Below are 10,175 nucleotides of genomic sequence, written 5' to 3'. Positions count from 1 at the left end.
TGGTGGAGACTAGGAGAGTCGAACTCCTGACCTCCTGCGTGCAAAGCAGGCGCTCTACCAACTAAGCTAAGTCCCCAGCTTATATCATTTACGTATCTTTAACTCTGTACTCATTAATCTATTCGTCAGAATGGTGGGTCTGACAAGACTTGAACTTGTGACCCCACGCTTATCAAGCGTGTGCTCTAACCAACTGAGCTACAGACCCTGAGAAAGTTTTAAAGCACCGCTTTAAAAGTTTCGCAAGACAAACAGCTTCGCTGTGCGTAGTGTTTGATTCTCGCTCTTTTTTTAAAAGCTTCTCTCTAAATCTTTTTCATTCAGATACCAGAAGAACAACTTGTTGTGGATTCTTACCAATCAACCAATCTTTTCGTTAAGGAGGTGATCCAGCCGCAGGTTCCCCTACGGCTACCTTGTTACGACTTCACCCCAGTCATCGGCCACACCGTGGTGAACGTCCTCTTTGCAGTTAGACTATCCACTTCTGGTGCAACAAACTCCCATGGTGTGACGGGCGGTGTGTACAAGGCCCGGGAACGTATTCACCGCGGCATTCTGATCCGCGATTACTAGCGATTCCGACTTCATGGAGTCGAGTTGCAGACTCCAATCCGGACTACGATCGGCTTTTTGAGATTAGCATCCTATCGCTAGGTAGCAACCCTTTGTACCGACCATTGTAGCACGTGTGTAGCCCTGGTCGTAAGGGCCATGATGACTTGACGTCGTCCCCGCCTTCCTCCAGTTTGTCACTGGCAGTATCCTTAAAGTTCCCACCCAAAGTGCTGGCAAATAAGGAAAAGGGTTGCGCTCGTTGCGGGACTTAACCCAACATCTCACGACACGAGCTGACGACAGCCATGCAGCACCTGTATGTAAGTTCCCGAAGGCACCAATCCATCTCTGGAAAGTTCTTACTATGTCAAGACCAGGTAAGGTTCTTCGCGTTGCATCGAATTAAACCACATGCTCCACCGCTTGTGCGGGCCCCCGTCAATTCATTTGAGTTTTAGTCTTGCGACCGTACTCCCCAGGCGGTCTACTTATCGCGTTAGCTGCGCCACTAATCCCTCAAAGAGACCAACGGCTAGTAGACATCGTTTACGGCATGGACTACCAGGGTATCTAATCCTGTTTGCTCCCCATGCTTTCGTACCTCAGCGTCAGTGTTAGGCCAGATGGCTGCCTTCGCCATCGGTATTCCTCCAGATCTCTACGCATTTCACCGCTACACCTGGAATTCTACCATCCTCTCCCACACTCTAGCTAACCAGTATCGAATGCAATTCCCAAGTTAAGCTCGGGGATTTCACATCCGACTCAATTAGCCGCCTACGCACGCTTTACGCCCAGTAAATCCGATTAACGCTCGCACCCTCTGTATTACCGCGGCTGCTGGCACAGAGTTAGCCGGTGCTTATTCTGCGAGTAACGTCCAGTACCTGGTAGTATTAATACCAGTACCCTCCTCCTCGCTTAAAGTGCTTTACAACCATAAGGCCTTCTTCACACACGCGGCATGGCTGGATCAGGGTTCCCCCCATTGTCCAATATTCCCCACTGCTGCCTCCCGTAGGAGTCTGGGCCGTGTCTCAGTCCCAGTGTGGCGGATCATCCTCTCAGACCCGCTACAGATCGTCGCCTTGGTAGGCCTTTACCCCACCAACTAGCTAATCCGACTTAGGCTCATCTATTAGCGCAAGGTCCGAAGATCCCCTGCTTTCTCCCGTAGGACGTATGCGGTATTAGCATCCCTTTCGAAATGTTGTCCCCCACTAATAGCCAGATTCCTAAGTATTACTCACCCGTCCGCCGCTAAGATCAGTAGCAAGCTACCTCTCTCCGCTCGACTTGCATGTGTTAAGCCTGCCGCCAGCGTTCAATCTGAGCCATGATCAAACTCTTCAGTTAAAATCATTTCGCACCTTATTAAAGACAAGGTGCCAATTCTGGCTCATCAATTACTGACAAATTCTCTCAAATAAACTTCGAGTAATTTAAACCAATCAATTAATGATAATATTTCGATCAATCAATTAGTAAAAATCCACACAAGTTGTTCTTCTATTCTCTTAATGATCTATTCCTTACCTCGTCAGTAAGAAATTCAACTCAATACAAACCACTCAACCTTAACCCTAAAAGCCAAGATCTTCATCGTGTATCGCGTCGGGATGAGTGCATTATAGGGCAATTCCCTACACAAGCAAGCCCCTTTAACTCATTGTTTTATTGAGTGTTCTATTTTTGTGCATCGATCTAGTTTATTTTATAATCAAAACCAATGTAACTATTTATTTATAAAGCAGAAATATTAATTTCACATTTCTGCTTTATTGTTTGTTATTTAGCACTTTTTTGTGGCTTGATTTGCACACTCAGGATTTTAATCGGTTGTTTAGGCACATTTTGATAAGAACCTATAGTCGTTGTTGGAACTTTAACAATTTTATCGACCACATCCATGCCCTTTGTGACTTTACCAAACACTGCATACCCTGCATCTACTGGAGAAGCATTCAGGAAGTTATTATCTGCAACATTAATGAAGAATTGGCTAGTTGCAGAATTTGGGTTACTGGTACGCGCCATTGCTAAAGTACCACGTGTATTTTTAAGTCCGTTACTTGCTTCATTTTTGATTGCTGGTCGAGTCGCTTTTTCTTTGAGGTTGACATCCATGCCACCACCTTGAACCATGAAGCCAGGAATAACGCGATGAAAAATCGTCCCTGTATAAAAGTTGCTTTTTACATAAGTTTCAAAATTTTTGCTAGAAATTGGAGCTTGATCATTAAAAAGCTCAATCTCAATATTGCCCATAGAGGTTTTCATTTCAACGAGTGTATTTGCAAATACACTAATACTCATTAAACACCCCGTTGCCATTAAAGCGACTTTCTTTAACATGGTTTTTCCTTTTCTATCTCTATAGCGACCAAATTGCTAGCCAGACTAGCATAGTATGTTCATGGTCTATTTTTATAATATTGTTATTTGTATTATCAAAAAGATGTTCCACGTGAAACACCTTTTTATCTTTGATTTATCGTCTTGATTTCAATTAGGCGTGTTTATCCCAAAACTTTCTAAATGATTTACTCATTTGTACCAGATTGGCTTTGGCTTTACGCGAAACAGGTGTCAGGTTAATAAAACCGTGGGTTTGATCCAGATATTCATCATATTGAACCTTAACACCATTCTGACGCAATTTATGACTATAAATCTCACCCTCATCGTGTAGCACATCATGACCAGCCGTCACTACATATGCGGGTGCTATTTTTTTCAAATTTCCATAGGTGGGTGAAATCACTGGATCTGTTAATTCAATATGATATTGGGTTGCGTAGTAATCTGTGACGTAATCGATATCACGACCGGTCAATACCAAACCATCTTTATAGGCATAAAAAGAGGGATGACGGCTTTTAAAGTCTACCGCTGGATAAATCAAGAATTGAGCTTGTGGTGCATAAGACTTACCAATGGTTCGTTGAGCCACCACGGTGCTGATATTGCCGCCTGCGCTATCGCCTGCCACAGCAATACGATTTTTTAGAATTTTAAAATAGCGGCGGTTTTGATAAACCCAAGCCAACGCATCTTCACAGGACTGAATTAAATGCTTAGGAGAAAATTCTGGAGCGAGCGGATATTCAATACTTAATATTTGCACATTGGCTGATTTAGCAATCAGGCGACAAGCTTCATCATGTGTATCGACATTACCAACCACAAAGCCACCACCATGATAAAACACCACCATAGGCAGTTTTTTATTTGGATGCGGATGATAATGTCTGGCAAAGATCGTACCACTTTGTAAAGGTAAACGAATATCTTCTACAAACTCTAATGGTGTTGGTTTGCGTCGAATCGCCTGCATTTGCAGTTCAAACATTTGGCGGGAACGGTCAACATTTTCATCGATAAAACCCGAATACCCCTGTTTGTACTGCACCGCCATCAAGCATTTAGTGAAACTATCAAGTTGGGGATACTGATAGGGATAGCCCAGTAATTTAACAATGGACTCCTGAACAAAAGCAGGGAGTTTGTCTAATGCGCGCGCTGCTGGTCCCTGCCCTTTTTCTAATAATGCCTGAAGCTTTTGCTGCGATAGATTCACTGATTTCTCCCTTCAAATTGCTGTTATTCATTTTTTCTACATATTCAAGCGTGTCTTGACTATATGCGCATACAAGACACCTAATCAAGTTACATTTCCTTAATTTTTCCTACGCTAATCGCAACCACAATAAAAGTCATTGACTCAAACCTGAAATGGCATTGGATAGTTTTGTCATTGGTTAGATCAAAAATAAGGAGCAGTAAAATGAAAGTAATTTTGATCTCACTTGTCACTGCATTGCTTGCAGTTGGATGTGTAGTTTTACCTGAAGATCACAATCATCGGCATGGTGATCGATATGACTATGATCGAAATGATGATGGATATAACAGAAAAGGTCACTGGGACAGAGATCATGGTCGCTGGGATCATGCTAATGGGGGTTGGAGATATGCGGATCGCCCTTAACATCTGTACTCGTTAAATAACGTCGTTCAAATAAATCAAAGCCTAAATCTACGGAGATTTAGGCTTTGATTTGGTTCGTACTCAAGCATCCTGCCTTATTTACTGTACGACCATTTGCAACAAACATCCTGTTTGCTATGGAGCTACTATAATTGATGACTAAAGCCTTGCCTGAAGGCAATCGACCTAAGTATCTGTACGTCATATCTTCGCTGAATGTCGGCTTTGAACGTTTCAAATGAGTAGCAGCTCATCTAAAACTGAGTGTTATGGTGGCATCCAATGATCACTTTCATTCACCGCATCGCAGACAAAAAATATTATTGAACCGGTGCAGACTCAGGGGCAACTTGTGGTTGTTCAGGAGATGCCTGTACAGGTTGAGCCTGTGTTGAAGTATCCGCTTGCACTGCTACACCACCCTGCACACCCGTTGCTTCTGGGCTTGCAGACGCTTGTGTAGAACCTGAAGCATTTAAGCCAGCTTCCGAAGCACAGCCTACTGCTGTGAATGCTACACCTGCGAATACCAATGATAATAGACCAAGTTTCTTCATGTTTCTTTCCTTTCATTATGACGAAAATTTGCAAAGTCCAACTTTGCGCTGCCTATGATTCACAATTTCTTTTGGTCAAACTCACATCATTGGTTGGTGTTTATAGAGTTAGACGTACATGTTCTGCAATTTTTTTTAACTAAAAGCCATTTTGCTAAAAACAGAGCTTTAAATCATAAAAGCCGCGCTAACTTGTTATCCAACTTTTATTTTTTAATTTTAAATTGCAGGAGAATGATCATAAATCTGGATGTTTACGTTATATAAATCACCTAAAACCATAATAAATTGTTACATCGTAATTGAGGGCTTTTTGCAGTACTTATCGTACATACAGGCCCATTCTTTTTGAATGAGCCCATTTTGCAGAGATGAAATTTTACAGCGTTTTGAAATTATGTCTCAAATTAAGGCCATTTCATTTCACCTTTAACTACCTTTGCACCCAAATCCAGAGTATCTGTTTCTTTGAGATCAGGATATTGTTGTTGCATTGTTTGAGAAAGTTGTTGTGCAGTTTTTGTGGTTTTTACTGCTTTCTCATAATTGTTTAAATAGTCCAATGAAAAATTCACGGCAGCTAAATTTTCTGGCGCATTTTCGAGCATATGTGCAGGTACGACTATTTGCGGCTGAAGAGCCTTGATCGCTTGCAGTGTACCAATGACTTCAGCACGATCTTTGGTTCTAGGCGTATCCGCCATCCATAAATGAATGCCCGATGACACTGGAATCCCCCCTACCACGGCTTTGATTGACGGAATCCATAAATAAGTCAATTCATGATTTCCCTTTATCTCGATCTGTTCATTTTCCAGTTGGAGTGTTTTGCCAGTGAATGCTTGTGGAATGATGATGCTCTCAGGTGCATTGACGCCCATTTTAGGAGACCAATACTGCACTTTTAAGACCTGAGTATCTTGAATGTGCTTTACTGTTTCTGGCGTTGCGATGATTTTGGCATTTGGAAAATATTGCTTAAATACATCCAGACCGAAATAAAAGTCTGGATCACCATAACTGACAAAAATGGTTTTTAGAGTCTTACCACTATCCAGAATATCCGCAGCCACTCGCAGTGCTTCTGATTTGGAAAATTGTGCATTCACCAAGATCACTTCTTTCTCCCCTTCAATCAAAGTCGAAGTCACACCAAAATGTTGTGGTTGAGCTAAAAAATTTTTGAGGGTCAATGGTTGAGCCAGTACCATTTGAGAAAATAAAGCTGAGGTGACTGCGGCCAAAATAGGTGCTTTTAAACTGCGCATGACTAAATCCAGATAAATAAATAGCACTTTAAATTGCAATTTGTATCAGATAAAGCCGCTAATTCAAGATAAACTATTACAAATAATGCAACAATCAGATGTCATGATGGATACTATAAAAGCCATGCAAGTCTTTGTTCGTATTGCAGAACAAGGCAGCCTGAGCCGTGCCGCCGAGCAACTTAATTATTCTCGAGCCATGGTGTCACGTTATCTGGATCATTTGGAACAAACATTTTCCGTACGCCTATTTCAGCGGAACACCCGTAAAATCTCGCTGACCCCTGCGGGTGAAAAAGCTTTACTGTATTGTGAAAATATTTTACAGCAGCAGGCGTTACTGTTTGAATTGGCTGCGCATGAACAACAAACAGGTACAATCCGTCTCACCTGCGGTTTATTTTTATATCAAATGGGGTTGAATGCGTGTCTACGTGCGTTTAAACGACAACACCCCCATATTCAATTTGAAGTAATTCTCACTGAAAATACTGTTGATTTAATTGATCATCAGATGGATTTGGCGCTTCGCATCACTCAAAAGGTGGCTGATGGTTTAATTGCGCGCCCCGTACACGAGATCAAATCAATTTTTTGCGCACATCCCGATTATTTGGCTCAGCATTCTCAGCTGTCACATCCTAGCCAGCTTTTACAGTATGACTGTATTACCCATCAACATGCCAGTCAGTACTGGACGTTGTTTAATGTCGAACAGCAGCCCCAGAATTATCCGTTAAATAGCACCTTTAAAAGCAATGACGTAAATGCTTTGTATGATATGTGTATCAATGCGCAAGGAATTGCGATGTTACCTACACGATTGGTGCAAAATGATTTGATTCGCGGGCGATTAATTCAGGTGTTGGCTGATTTTTCTGCACCAGATTTGACGCTCTCGTTGGTGTATGTGTCTCGTCAACATTTACCCAGAATCATTCAGCAATTTATTGCTTTTTTAATCGAACACCTCGATTTTTACTTAAATAAAGAAAATTAAAGAGATTTAAATATAACAGCATGCTTGAATTTTTAAAGGATGACCTTACTTCATTCATCAAGAATCAAAACTCATGGCAGTTCAGCATAATGCTGTTTTAAACACCGATGCCAAAAGGACTGTACATGTTTAAAAACCCATTTAAACGGAGATCATCAATGGCTAATGAGCAAAACGAGCAAGCTCAAGACATTCAAAATGAGCAACAAACTGAACAAACTCAAGCTGAAAGTGTAGAGCAAGCAAACGAGCTTAGCGTTGAAGATTTACAAGCTCAAATCACTAAACTCGAAGAAAGCCTAAAACTTGAAAAAGCACGTGCAGCCAATGCGATGTATGAAGCTGAAAAAGTTAAGGAGCGTGCTGAGCGCGAAGCAGATACAGCCAAAAAATTTGCGCTGGAAAAATTTGCTAAAAGCTTGCTTGATTCAGTGGACAATCTGGAACGCGCGATTCAGGCAGCAGGCAATGAGCCATCCCCTTTATTAGAAGGTGTGCAGCTCACTTTAAAATCATTATTAAACACTTTAGAGAAGTTCGATATTGTCGCTGTCGATACTGAGCATGGTTTTAATGCAGATCTTCATCAGGCTGTGGGTATTGATCCAAATGCCAAATCAGGTGAGATCGGTACTGTTTTACAAAAAGGCTATACCCTTTCTGGTCGTTTATTACGCCCAGCAATGGTCATGGTTGGTCAATAATGAATAAAAGTTGAGCGTTTTTTGATTTTTTTTCATAAAAATCCTTGAAAAAAAACAATTAACTCTCATATCGAATAACAAGCAAAAACATTGCAAAAAAATTTGAGGAATACACCAAATGGCAAAGATTATTGGTATTGACTTAGGTACAACCAACTCATGTGTTGCGGTACTTGAAGGCGATAAAGTTAAAGTCATCGAAAATGCAGAAGGTGCACGTACCACTCCATCGATTATTGCGTATAAAGATGGTGAAATCTTGGTGGGTCAGTCTGCAAAACGTCAAGCTGTGACTAACCCAAAAAATACATTATTCGCGATCAAACGTTTGATTGGTCGTCGTTATGATGATGCTGCGGTACAAAAAGACATCGGTCTTGTCCCTTACAAAATCATCAAAGCAGACAATGGTGATGCTTGGGTTGAAGTCAACGACAAGAAACTTGCTCCACAACAAGTATCTGCTGAAATCTTGAAAAAGATGAAAAAAACAGCCGAAGACTACTTGGGCGAAACGGTTACTGAAGCCGTGATTACTGTTCCTGCATACTTTAACGATGCGCAACGTCAAGCGACTAAAGATGCTGGTAAAATTGCAGGTCTTGATGTTAAACGTATCATCAACGAACCAACGGCTGCGGCACTTGCGTTCGGTATGGACAAAAAAGAAGGCGACCGTAAAGTTGCAGTTTATGACTTGGGTGGTGGTACATTCGACGTATCAATCATTGAAATCGCAGACCTTGATGGCGATCAGCAAATTGAAGTGTTATCAACCAATGGTGATACATTCTTGGGTGGTGAAGACTTTGATAATGCCTTGATTGAATACTTGGTTGAAGAATTCAAGAAAGAACAAAGTGTTAATCTGAAAAATGATCCACTTGCATTACAACGTTTGAAAGAAGCGGCTGAAAAAGCAAAAATCGAGCTTTCTTCATCAAATGCCACTGAAATCAATCTGCCATATATCACGGCTGATGCGACTGGTCCTAAACACTTAGTGATCAACGTAACACGTGCAAAACTTGAAGGTTTGGTTGCAGATTTGGTTGCCCGTACCATTGAACCTTGTAAAATTGCATTGAAAGATGCAGGTTTATCAACTTCTGAAATTTCTGACGTAATCTTGGTCGGTGGTCAGTCTCGTATGCCACTTGTACAACAAAAAGTACAAGAATTCTTCGGTAAAGAGCCACGTAAAGACGTGAACCCTGATGAAGCAGTTGCGATTGGTGCGGCAATTCAAGGTGCAGTGTTGTCTGGTGACAAAACTGACGTACTTTTATTAGACGTAACACCATTAACTTTAGGTATCGAAACAATGGGCGGTGTATTAACACCAATCATTGAGAAAAACACCACGATTCCTGCGAAGAAATCACAAGTGTTCTCTACTGCTGCTGACAACCAGCCTGCTGTAGACATTTCGGTTTACCAAGGTGAACGTAAAATGGCTCAACAAAACAAATTGTTGGGTAATTTCCAGTTAGGCGATATCCCACCTGCTCCACGTGGTGTACCGCAAATTGAAGTATCGTTCGACATCAACGCGGATGGTATCTTGAAAGTATCTGCGAAAGATAAGAGCACGGGTAAAGAGCAATCGATCCAGATCAAAGCAAACTCAGGTTTGTCTGATGCTGAAATCGATGCCATGATCAAAGATGCTGAGGCGAATGCTGAAGAAGACCGTAAGTTTGAAGAGTTAGCAAAAGCACGTAATGAAGCGGATGCTTTAGTGTCTAGCTCAAACAAAGCAGTCAAAGATCTGGGTGATAAAGTCACTGAAGATGAAAAAACTGCAATCGCTACTGCGGTTTCTGAGCTTGAAGCAGCCACTAAAGAAAACGATGTGGATGATATCAAAGCGAAAACCGAAGCATTACAAAACATCTTGATGCCAATCACGCAACGTGCTTATGAGCAAGCACAAGGTGCTGGCGGCGCAGAAGGTTTTGATCCAAATGCCTTCCAAGGTGGTGATGCTGGTCAACAACAAAAAGCGGACGATGGCGTGGTAGATGCTGAGTTCACAGAAGTCAAAGATGACAAAAAATAATTTGTCTCTTTAAAAAGGCCGCGCGAAAGCGCGGT

At 41.7% G+C, this 10,175-nt stretch carries 8 protein-coding genes, 2 tRNA genes and 1 rRNA gene; 4 read left to right on the top strand and 7 right to left on the bottom strand.

The window, feature by feature from the left end:
- From F944_RS02550 to F944_RS02530, 5 genes are all read right to left on the bottom strand, one after another.
- Positions 1–76: transfer RNA gene (locus tag F944_RS02550), tRNA-Ala, on the bottom strand.
- A gap of 55 nt (positions 77–131) precedes the next feature.
- Positions 132–208 (bottom strand) — tRNA-Ile (locus tag F944_RS02545).
- Positions 209–377: 169 nt separating this feature from the next.
- A 16S ribosomal RNA gene (locus F944_RS02540) occupies positions 378–1,914 on the bottom strand.
- 432 nt (positions 1,915–2,346) lie between these two features.
- Entirely contained in the window at positions 2,347–2,913 is a 567-nt protein-coding gene (locus tag F944_RS02535; protein ID WP_004986258.1) for a peptidylprolyl isomerase A, read from the bottom strand.
- 154 nt (positions 2,914–3,067) lie between these two features.
- Positions 3,068–4,138: an alpha/beta hydrolase fold domain-containing protein gene (locus F944_RS02530; protein WP_004986257.1), complete on the bottom strand. Its 1,071-nt coding sequence runs from the start codon at positions 4,136–4,138 to the stop codon at positions 3,068–3,070.
- Between the two features lie 207 nt (positions 4,139–4,345).
- Between F944_RS02530 and F944_RS02525 the strand changes: the two genes are divergently transcribed.
- The gene (locus tag F944_RS02525; RefSeq protein ID WP_004986256.1) at positions 4,346–4,549 is read left to right on the top strand and encodes a hypothetical protein; all 204 of its coding nucleotides are present in this window, start codon (positions 4,346–4,348) and stop codon (positions 4,547–4,549) included.
- Positions 4,550–4,869: 320 nt separating this feature from the next.
- On the opposite strand, the gene F944_RS02520 is transcribed toward F944_RS02525, so the two are convergent.
- Both F944_RS02520 and F944_RS02515 read right to left on the bottom strand, forming a co-directional pair.
- Complete coding sequence (locus tag F944_RS02520) at positions 4,870–5,106, bottom strand: hypothetical protein (protein WP_004986255.1); 237 nt, start codon at positions 5,104–5,106, stop codon at positions 4,870–4,872.
- Positions 5,107–5,513: 407 nt separating this feature from the next.
- The gene (locus tag F944_RS02515; protein WP_004986254.1) at positions 5,514–6,374 is read right to left on the bottom strand and encodes an MBL fold metallo-hydrolase; all 861 of its coding nucleotides are present in this window, start codon (positions 6,372–6,374) and stop codon (positions 5,514–5,516) included.
- A gap of 106 nt (positions 6,375–6,480) precedes the next feature.
- On the opposite strand from F944_RS02515, the gene F944_RS02510 reads away from it, so the two are divergent.
- From F944_RS02510 to dnaK, 3 genes are all read left to right on the top strand, one after another.
- Positions 6,481–7,374, top strand: coding sequence for a LysR family transcriptional regulator (locus tag F944_RS02510; protein WP_010589028.1), 894 nt, complete (start codon positions 6,481–6,483; stop codon positions 7,372–7,374).
- A 158-nt stretch (positions 7,375–7,532) separates the two neighbouring features.
- Positions 7,533–8,078: a nucleotide exchange factor GrpE gene (grpE, locus tag F944_RS02505; RefSeq protein WP_004986252.1), complete on the top strand. Its 546-nt coding sequence runs from the start codon at positions 7,533–7,535 to the stop codon at positions 8,076–8,078.
- A gap of 118 nt (positions 8,079–8,196) precedes the next feature.
- The gene (gene dnaK / locus F944_RS02500; protein WP_004986251.1) at positions 8,197–10,140 is read left to right on the top strand and encodes a molecular chaperone DnaK; all 1,944 of its coding nucleotides are present in this window, start codon (positions 8,197–8,199) and stop codon (positions 10,138–10,140) included.
- Positions 10,141–10,175 lie beyond the last annotated feature (35 nt).

The sequence above is a fragment of the Acinetobacter ursingii DSM 16037 = CIP 107286 genome (assembly GCF_000368825.1).
Lineage (GTDB): Bacteria > Pseudomonadota > Gammaproteobacteria > Pseudomonadales > Moraxellaceae > Acinetobacter > Acinetobacter ursingii.
The sequence above is the reverse complement of the archived record's forward strand: the minus strand, read 5'-3'. Positions and strand labels throughout refer to the sequence as shown.

Coding starts and splice junctions, on each gene's coding strand:
- F944_RS02535 (WP_004986258.1), bottom strand. CDS start 2,913: ATGTTAAAGAAAGTCGCTTTAATGGCAACGGGGTGTTTAATGAGTATT.
- F944_RS02525 (WP_004986256.1), top strand. CDS start 4,346: ATGAAAGTAATTTTGATCTCACTTGTCACTGCATTGCTTGCAGTTGGA.
- F944_RS02520 (WP_004986255.1), bottom strand. CDS start 5,106: ATGAAGAAACTTGGTCTATTATCATTGGTATTCGCAGGTGTAGCATTC.
- F944_RS02515 (WP_004986254.1), bottom strand. CDS start 6,374: ATGCGCAGTTTAAAAGCACCTATTTTGGCCGCAGTCACCTCAGCTTTA.
- F944_RS02510 (WP_010589028.1), top strand. CDS start 6,481: ATGGATACTATAAAAGCCATGCAAGTCTTTGTTCGTATTGCAGAACAA.
- grpE (WP_004986252.1), top strand. CDS start 7,533: ATGGCTAATGAGCAAAACGAGCAAGCTCAAGACATTCAAAATGAGCAA.
- dnaK (WP_004986251.1), top strand. CDS start 8,197: ATGGCAAAGATTATTGGTATTGACTTAGGTACAACCAACTCATGTGTT.